The sequence below is a fragment of the Streptomyces corallincola genome, assembly GCF_019104725.1.
GTDB classification, from domain to species: Bacteria; Actinomycetota; Actinomycetes; order Streptomycetales; family Streptomycetaceae; genus Streptomyces; species Streptomyces corallincola.
Map to the genome: position 1 here is coordinate 201,757 of NZ_JAHRXF010000005.1, position 18,138 is coordinate 219,894.

Annotated in this window: 14 protein-coding genes; 9 read left to right on the forward strand and 5 right to left on the reverse strand. The window is 73.3% G+C overall.

The window, feature by feature from the left end; translation table 11 throughout:
• The first annotated feature begins 79 nt into the window (after positions 1–79).
• Complete coding sequence (locus tag KUM39_RS06325) at positions 80–934, forward strand: LLM class flavin-dependent oxidoreductase (protein ID WP_217784394.1); 855 nt, start codon at positions 80–82, stop codon at positions 932–934.
• A gap of 189 nt (positions 935–1,123) precedes the next feature.
• Here KUM39_RS06325 and KUM39_RS06330 read toward each other — a convergent pair whose 3' ends face one another.
• The 4 genes from KUM39_RS06330 to KUM39_RS06345 form a co-directional block, all read right to left on the reverse strand.
• Positions 1,124–1,321, reverse strand: a complete 198-nt coding sequence (locus tag KUM39_RS06330; protein ID WP_217784395.1) for an antitoxin — start codon at positions 1,319–1,321, stop codon at positions 1,124–1,126.
• A 64-nt stretch (positions 1,322–1,385) separates the two neighbouring features.
• Positions 1,386–2,054: a class I SAM-dependent methyltransferase gene (locus KUM39_RS06335; protein ID WP_217784396.1), complete on the reverse strand. Its 669-nt coding sequence runs from the start codon at positions 2,052–2,054 to the stop codon at positions 1,386–1,388.
• A gap of 45 nt (positions 2,055–2,099) precedes the next feature.
• Positions 2,100–3,974: a glycoside hydrolase family 2 protein gene (locus KUM39_RS06340; protein WP_246619668.1), complete on the reverse strand. Its 1,875-nt coding sequence runs from the start codon at positions 3,972–3,974 to the stop codon at positions 2,100–2,102.
• Positions 3,975–4,415: 441 nt separating this feature from the next.
• The gene (locus KUM39_RS06345; RefSeq protein ID WP_217784397.1) at positions 4,416–5,426 is read right to left on the reverse strand and encodes a LacI family DNA-binding transcriptional regulator; all 1,011 of its coding nucleotides are present in this window, start codon (positions 5,424–5,426) and stop codon (positions 4,416–4,418) included.
• A 201-nt stretch (positions 5,427–5,627) separates the two neighbouring features.
• Here KUM39_RS06345 and KUM39_RS06350 point away from each other — a divergent pair, with 201 nt between their 5' ends.
• The 5 genes from KUM39_RS06350 to KUM39_RS06370 all read left to right on the forward strand — a co-directional run bounded on the left by KUM39_RS06350 (position 5,628) and on the right by KUM39_RS06370 (position 11,615).
• Positions 5,628–6,953, forward strand: coding sequence for an ABC transporter substrate-binding protein (locus KUM39_RS06350; RefSeq protein WP_217784398.1), 1,326 nt, complete (start codon positions 5,628–5,630; stop codon positions 6,951–6,953).
• An 88-nt stretch (positions 6,954–7,041) separates the two neighbouring features.
• A complete protein-coding gene (locus KUM39_RS06355; RefSeq protein ID WP_217784399.1) occupies positions 7,042–7,959 on the forward strand; it encodes a carbohydrate ABC transporter permease in 918 nt (305 codons plus the stop codon).
• A complete protein-coding gene (locus KUM39_RS06360; RefSeq protein ID WP_308288051.1) occupies positions 7,956–8,888 on the forward strand; it encodes a carbohydrate ABC transporter permease in 933 nt (310 codons plus the stop codon). The genes KUM39_RS06355 and KUM39_RS06360 overlap by 4 nt, the downstream gene beginning before the upstream one ends.
• Entirely contained in the window at positions 8,885–11,314 is a 2,430-nt protein-coding gene (locus KUM39_RS06365) for a glycoside hydrolase family 31 protein (RefSeq protein ID WP_308288052.1), read from the forward strand. The genes KUM39_RS06360 and KUM39_RS06365 overlap by 4 nt, the downstream gene beginning before the upstream one ends.
• 106 nt (positions 11,315–11,420) lie before the next feature.
• Positions 11,421–11,615 (forward strand): antitoxin, encoded by a 195-nt coding sequence (locus tag KUM39_RS06370; protein ID WP_217784400.1) that lies wholly within the window; start codon positions 11,421–11,423, stop codon positions 11,613–11,615.
• Between the two features lie 356 nt (positions 11,616–11,971).
• Here KUM39_RS06370 and KUM39_RS06375 read toward each other — a convergent pair whose 3' ends face one another.
• A complete protein-coding gene (locus tag KUM39_RS06375; protein WP_217784401.1) occupies positions 11,972–12,190 on the reverse strand; it encodes a hypothetical protein in 219 nt (72 codons plus the stop codon).
• Between the two features lie 279 nt (positions 12,191–12,469).
• Here KUM39_RS06375 and KUM39_RS28080 point away from each other — a divergent pair, with 279 nt between their 5' ends.
• From KUM39_RS28080 to KUM39_RS06390, 3 genes are all read left to right on the forward strand, one after another.
• A complete protein-coding gene (locus KUM39_RS28080; protein ID WP_308288053.1) occupies positions 12,470–13,645 on the forward strand; it encodes an AfsR/SARP family transcriptional regulator in 1,176 nt (391 codons plus the stop codon).
• Between the two features lie 54 nt (positions 13,646–13,699).
• Positions 13,700–16,009: a TOMM precursor leader peptide-binding protein gene (locus tag KUM39_RS06385; RefSeq protein WP_217784402.1), complete on the forward strand. Its 2,310-nt coding sequence runs from the start codon at positions 13,700–13,702 to the stop codon at positions 16,007–16,009.
• A gap of 256 nt (positions 16,010–16,265) precedes the next feature.
• Positions 16,266–18,083, forward strand: a complete 1,818-nt coding sequence (locus tag KUM39_RS06390) for a TOMM precursor leader peptide-binding protein (RefSeq protein ID WP_217784441.1) — start codon at positions 16,266–16,268, stop codon at positions 18,081–18,083.
• Positions 18,084–18,138 lie beyond the last annotated feature (55 nt).

An 18,138-nucleotide genomic window follows, 5' to 3' on the forward strand; every position in this document is an offset into this window, starting at 1 on the left:
GCCCTGGTACGTGTGTCTCCGGGGGGCCGCAGAGGCGGCCCCCCGGAGTCCGCAAGTGCAGAGTCAAGGAGAGCCGCTCGTGAAAATCGGCATCGGTCTTCCCAATCAGGTCCGCGACGTGCGGGCGTCGGTCATCCCCGAGTGGGCGAGGGAGGCCGAGCGAGCGGGTTTCTCGACGCTGGGCAGCGTCGGCCGGGTCGCCTATCCGGGCGTGATGGACACCGTCGCGCTGGCCGCCGCCGCCGGTGCCACCAGCACCATCGGGCTGATCAGCAACGTCCTGCTCGGCCCGGTGTGGCCCGCCGCCCTGCTCGCCAAGGAGGCCGCGGGCATCGACGGTGTCTCCGGCGGGCGGCTCAGCCTCGGCATCGGACTCGGCGGCCGACCCGACGACTTCCTCGCCCCCGGCCTCGGCCCGCGCGGCACCGGCAAGCGCCTGGACGAGGACATCGAGGTCTACCGCAGCGCCTGGCGCGGCGAGGTGCTGCCCGGCACCGACAACGCGATGGTGCCCGCCGGTACCCGTGAGGTCCCGCTGCTGTTCGGCGGCATGGTCCAGGCGTCGTTCGACCGTGTCGCCCGCTCCGGCGAGGGATACATCGGCGGCTCCGTACCGCCCGCGATGGTCGCGCCCGCCTTCGACGGTGTCCGCGCCGCCTGGAAGGAGGCCGGCCGCGAGGGCGCGCCGCGCCTGGTCGCCATCGCCTACTTCACCCTGGGCGATGCCGACGCGGGCCGTGCCTCGGTCCACGACTACTACGCCTCCGCGGGCGCCGACATCGCGGCCTTCATCTCCTCCGGCGTCAGCGCGGGTGCGGCTGCCATCAAGGCGACCATCGAGGAGTTCGCGGCCATCGGCGCCGACGAACTCATCCTCAACCCCACCTCGGACACCACCGACCAGATCGCCCGGCTGGCCGACCTCGTCCTCTGACCCCCGAGCCCCCGAGGCGTGTGACCCACGCCATGCCCGCGCACAGGTGTGACGCCCGCCCCTGAGGGGACCCTGACCGCACCGGCGGCAGGGACGGCGTACCACTGGGGAGTGTCATCCGTCCCTGCCGCTTCCCGCCCCGGAGGGCGGGAAGCCCCCGGGGCGGACGGCAGTGCCCCGAGCGGCGGGTCAGCTCTTCTTCCCGCCCAGCTTCCCGACGTACTCCTGGGCCTTGTCCACGGCCGTGTCGATCTTGTCGCCGTGCTTGCCGCCGGTCCGGTCGTCGATCAGGTCGCCCGCCTTCTCAAGCCCGGCGCTGATCCGGTCGCCGTGCTCCTCGGCGATGTCCTCGGCCTTCTCCTTGAGCTTGCGCAGGTTCTCGAACACGTGAACTCCCTTTCTACAGACGTGTAGCGGTGAGCCGCCGGGGCCATGATCCCACCCGCGCCCCCTACTCCGGCCGCTTCGCCATCACCACCACGCTCGGCCCGCTGAACCGGTCCGGTGGCAGCCGGAGTTCCGCGACCGGAGTGAGTCCGGCCCGCTCGATCAGCTCCACATACCGTTCCGGGCGCCAGCGGTGCGTCGTCCAGCGCACGGGCACGTCCCCGTACGCCTCGGTCCGCACCACGTCCTCGTCCCCGGCGTGCGTCCCGGTCAGGAAGTACCCGCCCGGCCTCAACGCGTACGCGAACCGGGCGAGCACCTGGGGCAACACCGCGCGGGGCAGGTTGAACAGCGACCACCACCCGAGAACCCCGCCCAACGAGGCTTCTTCCAGGTCCAGTTCCGTGGCCGAGGCCACGCTGAACCGGCACTCCGGGTACAGCCGGCGCGCGTTCTCGACCATGCGCGGCGAGAGATCCACCCCGGAGACATCGAGCCCGCGCTCCGCGAGATACCCGGTCACCGTCCCCGGCCCGCACCCCACGTCCAGCACCGGTCCGAGCCCGCCCACACTGTCCGCGAAGGCGTCCACCGACGCCTTCAGCCACGGCTGCCGCCGGATGTCCCCCATTCCCGTGGTCGCCACCATCTCGGCGTAGTTGTCCGCCACCCGGTCGTACGACTCCCGAACCACGTCCAGATCGGCCGGACGGTCCACATGCGGTGCGCTCATCGGGCCACGATAGGACCGTTCGGGCCACGACAGGGCCGCGCGCCGCTACGAGGGCGGCCGTTCCGTCTCCTCGACGGCGGCCGGACGCCGCTGGGCGGCCCGTACGCGGGTCACGTCCAGCTTGGGGGAGCGGTCGAAGCGGTAGACGCCGTTCTGCTCCTGGAACACGTCGGTGAGCTGGGTGTAGCAGTAGCCGAACATGCCCGGGTCGTCCAGGAGTACGCCCGTCAGACCGGTGAACCGGCGGTGGAACGCCTCCTCGTCGCGCGGGCGCCTGCCGTACCCCCAGGACACCCCGCGGTCCTCCCCGGCGGCCCCCGCCTCGTCCGGGTTCCACCAGATCCCGCCGAACTCCGAGCAGAAATAGGGCTGTCCGCCGTAGGGGAGGGACCAGACTGCGTCCGGGTCCTCGTCCCGCGGGTTGACGAACGGCTCGTCCTTGCCGAGTCCCGCCATCAACTCCCGGAAGGCATCGGGGTCCTGCTCGTAGCAGTGCGCGTCGTACACGTCCGTCTCCGGCACCCGGTGCGCGTACCCGGAGGCGTCCAGTACGGGACGGGAGGTGTCGGCGGCCTTGGTGGCGAGGAACATCGCGCGGGTCACGTCGTCCAGCACCGTCGGCCGGTCGGTGAGGAGTTGGCGCGTCTCGTTCAGCGGGCACCAGCCGACGACCGACGGGTGGGAGTAGTCCCGCTCCACCGCCTCCAGCCACTGCGCGACGAAACCCGCCGTCGGCCGCTGGTTGTCCCCGCCCACCGGACCCGTGCCCGCGCCCCAGTCCCCGAACTCGCCCCACACCAGATAGCCCAGCCGGTCCGCGTGGTGCAGGAACCGCTCCTCGAACACCTTCTGGTGCAGCCGCGCCCCGTTGAACCCGGCCGCGAGCGACAGTTCGATGTCCCGGACCAGTGCCGCGTCGTCCGGCGCGGTCATCAGCCCGTCCGGATACCAGCCCTGGTCCAGCACCAGCCGTTGGAACACCGGCCGCCCGTTGAGCAGCACCCGCTTGCCGTCCAGCGTCACCGAGCGCAGCCCGGCCGTGCACACCGCCGCGTCCACCACCGTGCCGTCCGGGGCCAGCACCTCGAGCGCCACGTCGTACAGGTGCGGGTCCTCCGGTGCCCACAGGCGCCGCCGCCCCTCCGGCACCGGCAGCACCAGGCGCGGGGCGAGATCGTAGTCGGCGCTCACCTCGGCGCCTGCGACCTCGCCCGCCGCGTCCCGCAGCACCGCCCGAACCCGGTGCCCGGTACGCGGTCCGGCGAGCGGAACCTCCAGGTGGAAGCAGCTTCCGGCCAGGTCGGGAGTGATCCGGGGCCGTTTCATGTGGGTCGGCCACACGGGCTCCAGCCACACGGTCTGCCAGATTCCCGTGGTGCGTGTGTACAGGCAGCTCTCGTTGGCGTACTCCGTGGACTGCTTGCCGCGTGCCTGCGGGCCCCGCGCGCTGTCCCTGGCCCGCACGACGATCACCGCGTCCTCGCCGGGCCGCACGACCTCCCCGAGATCGGCGCTGAACGGGGTGAAACCCCCGCTGTGCCGGACCACCTCGGTGCCGTTCACCCACACCGTGGTGTCGTGGTCCACGGCACCGAAGTGCAGCACCGGGCGACGGCCCGCCCACGCGCCGGGCACCCGCACCGTACGCCGGTACCAGACCGCGTGATGGAAGTCGGTGTCCCCGATCCCGGACAGCTCCGACTCCGGACAGAACGGCACGGTGATCAGCTCGGGCAACTCGGCCCCGACCAGGCCCCGTTCCAGCCCGCTGTCCCCCGGATCACGGGCGAACCGCCAGGTGCCGTTCAGGTTCAGCCAGTCCGCGCGGACGAAACTCGGGCGGGGATACTCCGGGCGCGGGACGGCGGGCTCGGAGGGCGTGGCGGGCGCGGTCACGGGGTGCGATTCAGGCGTGGCCAAGGGTGTCTCCGTAAGGGCAGGGGAACAGCTCGGACGGATACGCGTCGCGGAACCCTCATCACAGCACGTACTTACAGCGCTGTAAATGGGTCCCACGGGTACCTGGCCCGTGTACTCCGCACCCATGTGCTCGGCCCACACGTGTCCTGTCCCTCGCCCGCACATGTGCCGCCCACGCGTGAGCTCAGTACATGGGTTCCGCCCACATGTGTCCCGCCCACGTGTGGGCCGCCCATGTGTGGGCCGAGCACATGTGTCCCGCCCACATGGGCCCGGCGCACACGCCGTATCCGTCCCCACCTGCCCGAGCCACATACATGGGCCCGCCCACATGGGCCCGCCCACATGGGCCCGCCCCACATGGGCCGGTCCCACACGGGCCCGCCCCACATGGGCCCGACCCCCACATTCCCCGGCTCACCCCTCCCGCCGGAACCCCCCTCACACCCCCGGCGCGCTCTCCCGCACCACCAGCGAGTGCCCCACCACCTCGTGCCGTCCCAGCCCGTCGAACCCGTCGATCCGCTCCAGCAGCAAGTCCAGCGCGCGGCGCGCCAGTTCGCGGCCGTCGGCGCGGATCGAGGTCAGGGAGGGCCGGACCGCGGTGGCGAGGGTGATGTCGTCCCAGCCGGTGACCGCCACGTCCTCCGGCACCCGGAGCCCCCGCTCGGCCAGGGCGCGCAGCGCGCCCATCGCGGCGAGGTCGTCCCTGCACACCAGGGCGTCCGGTGCCATGCCCGCGTCCAGCGCGGCGCCGAGCGCGTCGCGGGCCGCGTCCGCGTTGCCGACCGTCCCCGACACGATCAGCGACGGGTCCACCGGCAGCCCGCACGCCTCCAGTCCCTGCTGGTAGCCGATGAGCCGCAGCCGCGAGGTCTCCGAGGGCCTCGGGTGCTCGGCGCACACGTACGCGATGCGCCGTCGGCCCAGCGCGGCCAGGTGTTCCACCACCTGCACGGCGGCGGCGATGTTGTCGATGTGCACGTGGTCCACGGTGAGCGGCGCGGTGTTCTCGCCCAGCAGCACCACGGGGATGTCCCCCCGGTGCTGGGCGATCTCGGTGGAGGTCAGCCACACCGGCTGGAAGAGGACACCGTCCACGATGCCCGCCTCGTCGGCGGAGAGGATCGCCCGCTCCACCTCGCGCGCCCCGCCGGACTCCTCCAGCAGCAGCCGGTAGCCGCGTTCCCCGGCGGCCTCCGCGATGACGTGCGCCAGCTCCGCGAAGTAGGGGATGCGCAGGTCGGGGAAGGCGAGCGCGAGCATCATGGTGCGCCCGGTGGCGAGACTCCGGCCGCGTACGTCGGGCCGGTAGCCCAGCTCGTCAATGGCCTGCTGCACCCTGGCCCTGGTGGTGTCGCGCACATGCGCGTAGCCGTGCACGACGTTCGAGACCGTCTTCGGCGACACCCCCGCGAGCTTCGCCACGTCGGACAGCCGGATGTTGGCCATGTCGCCCCTCCTCCGCGGGACCCGGTCCCGCGGCTTCCCCGTGACCCTATCGGTGCGCCGGAGTCCTGTGCGGGACGGCGGCGAACAGTGGGCGACAACTGGTTGACACCCATTTTTACAGCGCTGTAAGTTCACCGCACTCGCTTGCACATGGCTCACGCCGCCCCACCGGGCGCGTGACGGACCCCTGGAGGCAACGAGGTGAAGACTTCCACAGGGCGCCCCACGGGACGGGGCACCCGAGGCATCGGCCGCCGGAGCCTGCTCGGCGCGGCCGGTGGCGGTGCCCTGCTCGGTACGGGCGGCCTGCTCGGCGGGGCCGGGCTGACCGGCTGCGCGGGCCCACCGGGCGGCGGCCCCCTCACCCTCCGCTTCTACGAGCAGAAGTCCGAGGTGCTCGCCTACTTCGACGCGCTGCTGCGCCGCTTCGAGAGGCGGCGGCCCGGCATCCGGGTCGTGCACGACGAAACGGCCATCATCGCCCCGCAGTTCGTCCGGGACGCGCCCGCCGACGTCGGCTGTTTCAACGACAACCTCGAACTGGCCCGCTACATCGAGCGCGGTGTCCTCTCCGACCTCGCGGACCGCCCCGCCGCCCGCCGCATCCCCGCGAACATCGCCGCGCTGACCGAGCCGTACGCCACGTATCCGGGCCGCACCAGCGTGCTGCCGTACTCGCTGACCGCCGCCGGGGTCGTCTACAACAAGCGGATCTTCGCCGAGCACCGGTTGCCGGTGCCCGAGACGTGGTCCCAGTTCATCGACGTGTGCGAGGAGTTGAGGAAGGCCGGAGTCACACCGATCTACGCCACCCTCAAGGAGGTGTGGACGGTGTGGCAGGGGCTCTTCGACTACGCGGTGGGCAGCCTGGTCGATACGCCCTCGTTCTTCTCCCGGCTCACCGCGCAGGGCGAGGACATCGGGCCCGACTCGCCCGTCTCCTTCCAGAAGGACTTCGCGCTGCCGATGGAGCGGGCCCGCACGCTCACGAAGTACTTCAACAAGGACGCGGCGGGCCGGACCTACTCCGACGGCAACCTCGCCTTCGGCAAGGGGAAGGCCGCGATGTACTTCCAGGGGCCGTGGGCGCTCACCCAGATCGCCGCCGTCGATCCGCACCTCGAACTCGGCACCTTCGCCCTGCCGGTCACCGAGCGGGCCGCCGACCGCAGGGCCCGCGTCAGCATCGACCTCGGCCTGTGGATACCGACAGCGGCCCAACACCCGGAAGAGGCGAAGGAGTTGGTCGATTTCCTGATGGAGCCCGAGATCATCGACGCCTACAACCGGGACAACCTCGCCTACGGGGTCACCAAGGACGCCCCGCCCGCGAGCGACCCCCGGCTCGCCGGGCTCCAGCCCTACGTGGACAAGGGCTCCTTCTACCTGGGCGCGGGCACCTTCGTCCCGCTCTCCGTCCCGCTCGGCAACTATCTCCAGTCCGCCGTCGCCACCGGCGACTTCGACTCCATGCTCAGACAACTGGACGGCGACTGGCGCAGGTTGGCGATCCGCGCCGCAGGCTGATCCCCTCCGGAGCCACCTCCCCGAGCCGCCCCCCGAACCGCACCCTCCCGAGCCGCCACCCCTCCCGAGCCGCACCGAGGAGACCCCCATGCCCGTACCCGCGCGGGTGGATCGAGGTGTGACCGGCGTGCCCCGCCGCACGGGCCGGCGCCGCGTCGAACCCGTCTTCCACTGGTTCCTGCTGCCCACACTGCTGCTGTTCACCGTCCTGGTGCCGCTGCCCGCGCTGGTCGGCATCTTCTACAGCTTCACCGACTACGTCGGCTTCGGCCGCTGGTCCTTCACCGGAGTGACCAACTACCGTGCCCTGTTCACCGATCCGGCGGTGCTGGACGCGTACAAGTTCACCCTCGGCTTCGCCGTCGTCACCGTGATCGTCACCCAAGTCGTCGCCCTCGCGCTGGCGTTGGGGCTGACCAGTCGTATCCGGTTCGCCACCGCGCTGCGTACCGTGTTCGTCGTCCCGATGGTGATCTCCGCGATCGTCATCTCCTACGTCTTCAACTACCTGTTCTCCACCACCCTGCCCGACCTGGCGACCTCGGTCGGCTTCGGGCCGCTGGAGCAGAGTGTCCTCGGCGACCCGCACCTCGCCTGGATCGCCATCGTCCTGGTCACCGCCTGGCAGACCGTCCCCGGCTCACTGCTCATCTACATCGCCGGACTCCTCTCCGTGCCGGGCGAGTTGTACGAGGCCGCCGCGCTCGACGGGGCGTCGCCCTGGCGCCGGTTCCGGTCCGTGACGCTGCCGCTGATCGCCGGGTTCGTCCTCATCAACACCGTCCTCGGCGTCAAGGGGTACCTCAACGCCTACGACGTCATCGTCGCCCTCACCGGAGGCGGCCCCGGCACCTCCACCAGCAGCGTCGCCATGCGCGTCTTCTCCGGCTACACCGGCGGCGACTACGCCTACCAGATGGCCAACGCGGCCGTCTTCTTCGTCCTCACCGTGCTGGTCTCGCTGCTCCAGGTGCTGGCCACCCGGGGAAGGAGCCCGCGCCCGTGACTGCCCCGACCGGCACACCCGGCCCCGTACTCCCGGACCCCGAACGCCCCGACGCCGCACGCCCGGACCGGCCCGCACCCGCGACCCGCACCCGCCGCCGCCGTCGTATCGGCGCCCCGAGCCTGCCGCTCACCCTCGCTCTGGCCGCCGCCGCCCTCACGGTCGTCGTCCCGCTCTACGTCACGGTGGCGATGGCGCTGAAGACGCCCGCCCAGGCCGCCGACGGCAACGCCTTCGCGCCGCCCTGGCCGCTCGACGGACACAGCTTCGTCACCGCCTGGCGGCTGACCCGCTTCCCGGTGTCCTTCGCCGTCTCGCTCGGCGTGGCCGCCGCCACCGTCCTCGGCACCCTGCTGCTCAGCTCGCTGGCCGCCTACGCCATCGCCCGCAACTGGGACCGGCGCCGCTTCCGCTGGTCGGCGTACTACCTGCTCGCGGCGATGTTCCTGCCGTTCCCGGTGGTCGCCCTGCCGCAGATCAAACTCACCGCGCTGCTCGGCATCGACAACCCGCTCGGTGTCGCCCTGCTGCACATCGCCTTCCAGCTCTCCTTCAGCGTGCTGCTCTACAGCGCGTATCTCCGGTCCATCCCGCCCGAGCTGGAGGAGAACGCGCGCATCGACGGTGCCACCACGGGGCAGATCTTCCGGCGGATCGTGCTGCCGCTGCTGGGGCCGATGAACGCCACCGTCGGCATCTTCGCGTTCCTCGCCTCCTGGAACGACTTCATGATGCCGTCGCTCATCACCGCCGACCCGGCCCAACAGACCCTGCCCGTCGTCCAGTACATCTTTCAGAGCAAGTTCGGAACGGACTACAACACCGCCTTCGCCTCCTACCTGATGGCGATGGCGCCGACCGTACTCGTCTACCTGTTCGCCCAGCGCTGGGTGATCAGCGGAGTGACCCGAGGGGCAGTCAAGCAGTGACCCGCGAAGCCGATCGGCCCACCGACACCTCCGCACACCCCCAACGGAACGCCTCCACCAGCCCGTTGCCGAAGTTCGACGCGCGCCCCCGTGCCCACGACGCGTCCGTGCTGCGCGGCGACCACTGGCGCCTGACCGTGCTGACGGACGGGCTGGTGCGCCTGGAGTGGTCCGAGGACGGCGGTTTCGAGGACCGCGCGTCCAGCTTCGCCCTCCACCGGGACGCGCCCACCCCCGAGTTCACCGTCACCGACGTGGACGGCACCCTCCTCGTCGCCACCGCACGGCTCCATCTCCGCTACGACCGGCGGGAGTTCAGCGCCGAGGGCCTCGGCGTGGTCACCCCGGCCGGTGGCCGCTGGCACTACGGGGAGCCGTCCGGCGACCTCGGCGGCACCGCCCGCACCCTGGACGACGCCGACGGACGCGTTCCGCTCGGCGCCGGGGTCGTCGCCCGTGGCGGCATCGCCGTCCTGGACGACTCCGCGTCCTTCCTCCTCGACGCCGACGGCTGGCTCGCCCCACGCCGACCGGGCCGCCGCGACCTGTACGTCTTCGCCTACGGCCACGACCACGAGGGCGCCCTGCGCGCCTTCTACGAGCTGTCCGGCCCCCCGCCGGTGCTGCCCCGCTGGACGCTCGGCAACTGGTGGAGCCGCTACCACGCCTACACCGACACCGAGTACCTGGACCTCCTGGACCGGTTCGACGCCGAACGGCTCCCGTTCTCCGTCGCCGTGATCGACATGGACTGGCACCGGGTGGGCTCCGTACCCGCCCGGTACGGCACCGGCTGGACCGGCTACTCCTGGAACCGGGAGCTGTTCCCCGACCCGCCCGGCTTCCTCGCCGAACTGCACCGGCGCGGGCTGCGCACCACCCTCAATCTGCACCCCGCCGACGGGGTCCGCGCCTTCGAGGACGCCTACCCGGAGATGGCCCGCGCCCTCGGCGTCGATCCCGCCACCGAGGCCCCCCTCCCCTTCGACCTGACCGACCGGGCCTTCCTGGACGCCTACTTCCGTCTGCTGCACCACCCGCTGGAGGAACAGGGCGTCGATTTCTGGTGGATCGACTGGCAGCAGGGCGGCACCTCACGGCTGCCCGGCGTGGACCCGCTGTGGCTGCTCAACCACTTCCACTTCCTGGACTCCGGACGCGACGGGCGCCGCCCGATGACCTTCTCCCGCTACGCCGGACCCGGCAGCCACCGCTACGGCGTCGGCTTCTCCGGCGACACCGTCGTCTCGTGGGAATCCCTCGCCTTCCAGCCCGAGTTCACCGCGACCGCCGCCAACATCGGCTACCCCTGGTGGAGTCACGACATCGGCGGCCACACCAGGGGCGTACGGGACGACGAACTCGCCACCCGCTGGCTCCAGTCGGGCGTCTTCTCACCGGTGCTGCGGCTGCACTCCGCGAACAACCCCTTCATCCGCAAGGAACCCTGGGAGTTCCCGGCCGAACCCCGCGCCGCGATGGGCGAGGCGCTGCGGTTCCGGCACCGGCTCGTGCCGTATCTGCACACCATGAACCACCGCGCGGCGGGCGGCCCCGCGCTGGTCCGGCCCATGTACCACCTCGCGCCGGAGCGGGACGAGGCGTACACCGTGCCCAACCAGTTCGCCTTCGGCACCGAACTGATCGTCGCCCCCGTCACCACGCCCCGCGACCCCGTCACCCTGCTCGGCACCGCCCCCGTCTGGCTGCCGCCCGGCACCTGGACGGACATCTTCACCGGCACGGTCTACGAAGGCGACCGCCGCGCCGACCTCCACCGCGACCTGAGCGGTGTGCCCGCGCTGCTCCGGGCCGGTGGCATCCTCCCGCTCACCGCACCCGACGACCTCGACGCCACCCGCAACCCCCGCAGCCTGGAACTCCTCGTCGCGCCCTCGGCCGATGGCACGTTCACGCTGGTCGAGGACGACGGGCGGGGGGACGGCACCCGGCTGCGCACGGCGGCCACCGTGCTGGCCTGGGACGCGGCGGCGGGCGAGTTCCGGATCGGACCGGCGACCGGCGCACCGGACGGCGTCGTACCGGAGACCCGCACCTGGACGGTGACGTTCCTGACCTCCGCCCGCCCGACCGCACCGGTCCCCGGCGACGCCGAACTCACCTACGGGGACGGCAGGTTCAGCATCACGCTCGCGGACCGCCCGACCGGAGCCGAGACCGTCGTCAAGGTCGGGCTCCCGGAGCCCGCCGCCCCGGACGACCCCGCCCGCACCCTGGACACGCTCCGGAACATCCTCAGCCGCGCCCAGTGCGGCAACCCGGTCAAGCTGGAGTTGTGGGAGACGCTCTCCTCGTCCCGCTCCCTCCCCGCCAGACTCGCGGCCCTGCACGCCCTGCACCCGCCCGCCGCCCTGCTGTCGGCGCTGGTGGAACACCTCACGGCGCGGGTCCCGCCGACGCCGTGAACGCGCGCGGCCCGCGTCCGGTCCGGGACCGGGGGGCATGCGGGCCGCCGCGGCGGGTATCCGGCAGGACGTACGACGTAGGCACGACTGCGGGAGGGATTCCCTCATGGGCATGCTGGGTGACATGGCGAACAAGGCCAAGGAACTGGCCAAGGGCCATCCGGACCAGGCCGACAAGGGCGTCGAGCGGGTCGAGCGGGAGATCGACACGCGTACCGGCGGCAAGTACGACGCGCAGACCGACAAGGCCGCCGACGCGATCCGCCGGTCCTACGGAGGCGGCACCACACCCCGCGCCTGACCACACGCCCGCCCCGGCGCCCCGACGCGAACCGCGCCGGGGCGCCGTTCTGTTTCCGGGACCTCTCCGGTGCCCCTCCGTGCCGCGCGGTGCCTTCCGGGGGTTTCCCTATTCCTCGTCCGCGCCGCTTCCCGTTCCGGGCGTTCTTCCGATTCGCTCCGGTATTCCACTTCCCGGAGTCCCCGAGTCCCGGAATTCAGGACCGTGCGGAAGTTGATACCGAGCACGAGTCACCGCCGTCAGGAATTCGACGTGGATATGCGCGCGGACGCATTCGGGTGAACGGCGGGGAAAACTCCGGTTTCCCGGCGGGTGCCGGTGTAAGAGCGGGTGCCGGTGTACGGGGCGTGCGGACGTCAGCGGTCCCCGGTGCGCCCCTCGCGCCCCTCGGGGAGTTCACCGCGCCGGGTGTCCTCCAGCAGCTCGGTGTACTTGCGGGACAGCTCGTCGTAGCGTTCCCGGTCCACGCTGTCCCGTTCGTCCTGGTCGTCCCGGCGCTTGCGGCGCGCCAGGACGTACAGGGCGGCGGGCCCGGTGACCATCGAGATCAGCGGGATGAAACCCCACCACGGCATGTCCGTCCCCCAGTGCGCGATTCGCGCCGGAGCGTGCGGCACGCTCCGGTCCGACCGCAGAGTAGCCGTTCGCGGCCCGTACGCCAATGGCGCACAAGGCCGAATGGATTCGTCGCAGAAGTTGCTTGCGGTCACCACTCGAACCACTGGACGGGTGCCGTATCGGCCCTCTAAGTTGCCGTCCTGGCGGGGGCGTTGATCACGGTCGAAATCCGGCGTGGCACCGAACTGCCCGACAGATCCGTTGTTGCACCACCTTTCGTGCGATGAAAGAGACCTGTGGACCAGACCAATGCAGCCGTACGCCGTCCTGTGCGTCCCGACCGCGTGCCGACCACGCCCGAAACCGGCCGCCCCCGGTTCCTCGTCCTCGGCCTGCTCGCCATCACCGACGGCCACGAGACCGTGGTGCTACAGCCGTCCCGCCCGGCCGCTCTCCTCGCAGCGCTCCTCCTGCACCCCGGCTCCGTCGTCCCCACCGGCTTCCTCCAGCGCGTCGTCTGGGGCGAACACCCCCCGGCCGGTGGCAAGTCGGCCCTGCACACCTGCGTCCTCAGGCTGCGGCGGCTGTTCGCCAAGTACGGCGTCGCGGACCACGCCATCGAGGCCGTGCCCGGCGGCTACCGGCTGCGCGCCGACGCCGACACCCTCGACCTGCTCCACTTCCGCGACCTGCTCGCCCGCGCGTGGGCGAGCGACGACCCCGAGTCCGCGCTCGCCCTCGCCCGCGAGGCCCTCGCGCTCTGGCAGCGACCGCTGCTCGCCAACGTCCACTCCGACGACCTGCACCGCGACCTCGTGCCCCGGCTCGACGAGGAACGCCTCCTCGCCGTGGAACTCGTCTTCGACGGCGAACTCCGCCTCGGCCGCCACCGCGAGATGATCGCGGAGGCCCGCCGCGCCGTACAGGACCGCCCCGGCCACGAACGGCTCTCCGCGCTGCTCATCGAGGCGCTCTACCGCTCCGGACGGCGCGCCGAGGCCCTCGCGGAGTACCGGCGCGTCCACGCCCACCTCGCCGCCGAACTCGGCCTGGAACCGGGACCCGTGCTACGGGACCTGCAACTGGCGGTGCTGCGCGGCGAGTCGCCACCCGAGGCCCCGTCCGTCCCGGCGGCCCCCTCCGTCCCGGCGGCCCCCGCGCTGCCGCCCGGCCCGCCGGCGCCCCCGCTCGTCCCGCCCGGAGCGGCACGCGGTCAGGGCCGCGCCTCCCCGCCGACGCCCCCCGAGGGGCCCGGCGGACCCGCGCCCAACACCCCGGCGCGGGGCGCCACTTCGGCCCCCGGCGCCCTCGTCCTCCGCTCCCTCGTGGAGGCCGGACTCCTCCAGGAGGGGCCGCCCGGCCGCTACCGGGTCCACGACCTGCTCCGCCTCTTCACCCAGGCCGCCGCCGACACGCTGGCCGCCACCCCGCACCCCGCGCCGACCGACTTCCCCCCGTCCTCGGTCGGCTGACGCCCCGCCCCGCCCCGTTCAGCGCCGTTCCTTACGGAAGGTTCCGGAACCCACATGGCCCACACGCCCGCGTCGCCCGAGGAGATCGCGCAGTCGCGGCCCCGCATCCGCAGGGACGTGCTGTTCACCCGCACCCCGTCCGGCGTCCTCTTCCACAACGCCCACGGCGGGTTCAACGTCGTCACCCAGTCCGCGTACCGCTTCGCCTCGCTGATCGTGCCGCACCTCGACGGCGAACGCCGGGTGGACGAGATCTGCGCGGGCCTGGGGGACAAGCAGCGCGACATGGTGGTCCAACTCGTGCGCGCGCTCTACGCGCGTGGCTTCGCCCGCGACGCCGCTCCCGGCACCTCGGCCGACGTGCTTCCGCCGCAGGTGGCGGATCGTTTCGCCCAGCAGCTCGCCTACCTCGACCACTACGCCGACGACGCCCCCGGCCGGTTCCTGCGCTACCGGGACACCAGGGTCGCCGTCCTCGGTGACGACGCCCTCGCCCGCTGGGCCGCGCTCGGCCTGCTCCGCAACGGCTGCGCGCACGTGGCCGTCACCGGAGCCGCGGACGACGGCGCCCCCGGTCACACCGCCGAGACGGCCCGCGTACTCCGCCGCGACCTGCACGGCGTCGAGGGAACCACCGAACTGGACGTGGAAGAAGCCGAGTTGACCGAGGCGGGCTGCGCACCCGACCTCGTACGCCTCCCCGCGGACGCGGCGCCGGACGGGACGTACGGGTGGGACCGGCTCGACGGCTGGGACACCGTCCTCGTCACCCCCGGCCCCGCCGGGCGCCGCCAGACGCTGCGCCTGCTCGGGGAGGGCGTGCCGCCCGGCCGCCGACTGCTGCCCGCCTGGACCTTCGGGGACCGGGCCGTGGTCGGCCCGGTCATGGCCGACGCCACCCCCGGCTGCTGGTGCTGCGCCGCGCTCCGCCTCGGCGCGGGCGCCGACGCCGCCGACAGCGCCGACTTCTGGGCCTCCGTGGGCCCCGCCGCCCCGCTCGGCACCCCGGCCCCCGACCTCACCGGACCGCTCGCCGGGATGCTCGGCAACCTCCTCGCCTTCGAGGTGTTCCGCCTCGTCACCGGCGCCCTGCCCGCCGAGACCCGCAACCAGCTCGTCGTCCAGGACCTCGACTCCCTCGACGTCCTCACCGAGCCCCTGCTGCCGCACCCCCGCTGCCCCCACTGCGTCCCGGCCGAACTCGCCTTCCCCGCACCCGACGTGCTGCGCACCCCGCACACCGACGACGAGCCCACCGCGCTCCCCGCCGACGGCGGCGCCGACGAGCGGGCCGCCCAGGACGCCCTCGCCGCGCTGGAGGCCCGCGACATCCTGGTCCACCCCTCGGCCGGAGTCTTCACCGCCTACGCCGACGACGACCACGAGCAGACCCCGCTCAAGGTGGGCACCGTCCGCCTGGGCACCGGACCCGGCCGGGTCCGCGAGGTCTCCGCCCCCGACGTGCACCATGTGGCGGGCGCCCGCCTCGCCGCCCTGCTCCGGGCCGCCGAGGTCTACGCCGAACACGTCGTCCCGCCCCGCGTCCTCGCCCCGGCCGCGCTGGAGGCCGCCTCCGGCACGTGGCCGCGCGTCGCCCCCGCCCGACTCGCCCTCACCACGGGGTTGGACGTGCCCGCCGGGCAGGTCGCGCACTGGAGCGAGGCCGTCTCCCTGCTGGACGGGCGGACCGTCCTCGTTCCGGCCGCCGCCACCCGCACCCTCGGCCACTGGAACGACCAGCGCCTGTTCGAACCCACCCCGGCGGGCACCGGCGCCGGAACCGGCCCCCGCGCCGCCCTCACCCGCGCCCTGCGCTCCGCGCTCACCCACGACGCGCTCCAGCGCGCCCTGCGCCGGACCGCCCCGGTGACCTTGCTGGACCTCACCGGGCAACAGGACGATCCGGAGCTGGTGTTCCTGCTGCGCACGGCCGAAAACCTCGGTGTACGAGCCGAGTTGCTGGATCTGACCGCCACCGGGGGCAGCACGCTGCCGGTCGTCCTCGCCCGCCGCACCGACCCCGGTGACGGCACCCCGCGCTGGGCGGCGGGCAGCGGACTCCGGCCGCGCGAGGCCGTGTTGGAGGCGCTGCGCGACCTGCTCGGCACCGAGCAGCTCCGGCGCGCGGACGGCGAACCCGACACCGGCGACCCGCTGTGGGCCGACCTCGACCCCACCACGCCGGCCGCCTCCGACGCCGTACCGCTGCCGGACACCGCGACCACCTGGGCCGCCGTCCTGGACACCCTCGCCGGGGCGGGCCGCGACGCGTTCGCCGTACCGGTCGCCGCCCCCGACCTCGCCGCCGGACACCTCCACACCGTCAAGGTGCTGCTGGCCGACGGGGAACGCCGTGCCGACTGACCGCGGCACCACGGGGGTGGACGCGCGTCCGGCGGAACCCCCGGGCGCGGTCGGCGGTCCGGGCGCGTGCGCCACCGACGGATACGGTGCGAGCGCCCCCGGCGGCGCAGCCGTACGGCTCCCGGCCGCCCCTGCCCCCGCGCCCGCGCCCGCGCCTGCCCCCGCGCCGGATGCGGAGGCGTCCGGAGCCCCCTGGTCCGACCTCTGCCACGCCCTCACCGCGGCCCTCGCCGCCGGGGCCGCCCGGCACCCCGGCATGCCCCCCGCCGTCGTACGGCCCCTCGGGGTACGGGACGAACTCGCGCCCGGGGCAGAGGAGTTCGCCCCGGGCGCCGTGCCCGTCGGGGTCTACGGGCACCACGCCGTCGTCGGTCCCGTACCGCGCGCGGCCGGTGCTCCCGGCTGTCCGCGGTGTCTGGCCCGGCGATGGCAGGCGGTGCGGGCCGGGTATCTGCGGGACGCGCTGGAGCGGGGCGGGGAGCCGCGCGCCACCGGGACCCCGCCGTGGCTCGCGGGGTTCACCGTGGACGCGCTGGCCCGGCTGGTCGAGGCGGCGGCCCGCCGACCGGGCCCCGCGCACCGCCCGTGGGTCTGGCTGCTGGACCTGGAGACGCTGCGCGTGTCGCGGCTGCCGCTGGTGCCCGACGGCGAGTGCCCGGCGTGCGGACCGCACCGCGCCGACACCGCCGAGGGCGCCCGCGTCACCCTGGCGCCCGCCCCGAAACACGCCCCGGACGGGTTCCGGCAGCACCCGGTCCACGACTACGACCTGCCGCTCGCGGCGTTCGTCAACCCGGTCACCGGGATGCTCGGTCCGTCCGTCGCCCCCGACCTGGCCTCCGCCTCCACCTCCTCCGCCATCGGCGCCTTCACCAGCCGCTCGGGCGGCTACCTGCGCGAGACCTACTGGGGCGGGCACACCGGGGCGTACGGCACGAGCGTCCGCGTCGGCGTGCTGGAAGGGCTGGAACGGTTCGCCGGGATGCGGGCCCGCGCCCGCCGGACCACCGTCACAGCGGCCCTGGACGACCTGGGCGACACGGCCGTGGACCCGCGCGTCACCGGCCTGTACTCCGACGCCTTCCACACGGCCGAACCCGAGGTGCCCCGCTTCCGCCCGGACGAGCCCGTGACCTGGGTGTGGGGCTGGTCGCTCCGCGACGACCGGCCCGTCCTCGTCCCCGAGGTCGTCGCGTACTACCACGCGCCCGGCGGCCTGCGGCACCGCTTCGTACAGGAGAGTTCCAACGGCTGCGCGTCCGGCGGCTCGCTCACCGAGGCCGTCCACCACGGGCTGATGGAGGCCGTTGAACGCGACGCATTCCTGCTCGCCTGGTTCGGCCGCGCCCGCCTCCCCGAGATCGACCCGGCGAGCAGCACCAGCACCGCGACCCGCGCGATGGTGCACCGCCTGGAAATGTACGGCTACCGGGCCCGGTTCTTCGACACCCGGATCACCTTCCCGGTGCCGGTCGTCACCGCCGTCGCCGAACGCCTCGACGGCGGGCCGGGGTTGCTCTGCTTCGGCGCGGGCGCCTCCCCGGACCCGGAGGCGGCGCTCGCGGGCGGGCTCTGCGAGATCGCCACCGACAGCGTCAACCTGCGCCGCCGCACCGCCCGCGAGGAACACCGGCTGCGCCGGATGGCCGCCGACTTCGACGAGGTACGCGTCCTGCACGACCATCCGCTGCTCTACGGACTCCCGGAGATGCGCCCGTACACCGACTTCCTGCTGCGCGACCGGGACGACGCGGACCGGGTGCCGCTCGCCTCGCTCGCGTCCGGGTCCGGCCCCGGCGCCGATCTGCGCGACGACGTGGCGGCGTGCGTCGCGGAGATCACCGCGCACGGCTTCGACGTGATCGTGGTGGACCAGACCGCGCCCGAACAGACCGCCCTCGGCCTGTACACGGTGAAAGTGCTGGTCCCCGGCCTGCTCCCGATCGACTTCGGCTGGCGCCGCCAGCGCGGCGCACGCATGCCCCGCGTCCGCACGGCGCTGCGCGAGGCGGGTCTGCGGGCCGACGACCTCACACCCGACCAGCTCAACCCGGCACCGCATCCGTTCCCCTGAGCCCTCCGTCCACACGCGTCACGCACCGCCCGCCCGACGGCGACCCGGCCCCCTC

Coding starts and splice junctions, on each gene's coding strand:
- KUM39_RS06375 (WP_217784401.1), bottom strand. CDS start 12,190: ATGCCGTGGTGGGGTTTCATCCCGCTGATCTCGATGGTCACCGGGCCC.
- KUM39_RS06385 (WP_217784402.1), top strand. CDS start 13,700: ATGGCCCACACGCCCGCGTCGCCCGAGGAGATCGCGCAGTCGCGGCCC.
- KUM39_RS06355 (WP_217784399.1), top strand. CDS start 7,042: ATGCCCGTACCCGCGCGGGTGGATCGAGGTGTGACCGGCGTGCCCCGC.
- KUM39_RS06335 (WP_217784396.1), bottom strand. CDS start 2,054: ATGAGCGCACCGCATGTGGACCGTCCGGCCGATCTGGACGTGGTTCGG.
- KUM39_RS06345 (WP_217784397.1), bottom strand. CDS start 5,426: ATGGCCAACATCCGGCTGTCCGACGTGGCGAAGCTCGCGGGGGTGTCG.
- KUM39_RS06370 (WP_217784400.1), top strand. CDS start 11,421: ATGGGCATGCTGGGTGACATGGCGAACAAGGCCAAGGAACTGGCCAAG.
- KUM39_RS06390 (WP_217784441.1), top strand. CDS start 16,266: ATGCCCCCCGCCGTCGTACGGCCCCTCGGGGTACGGGACGAACTCGCG.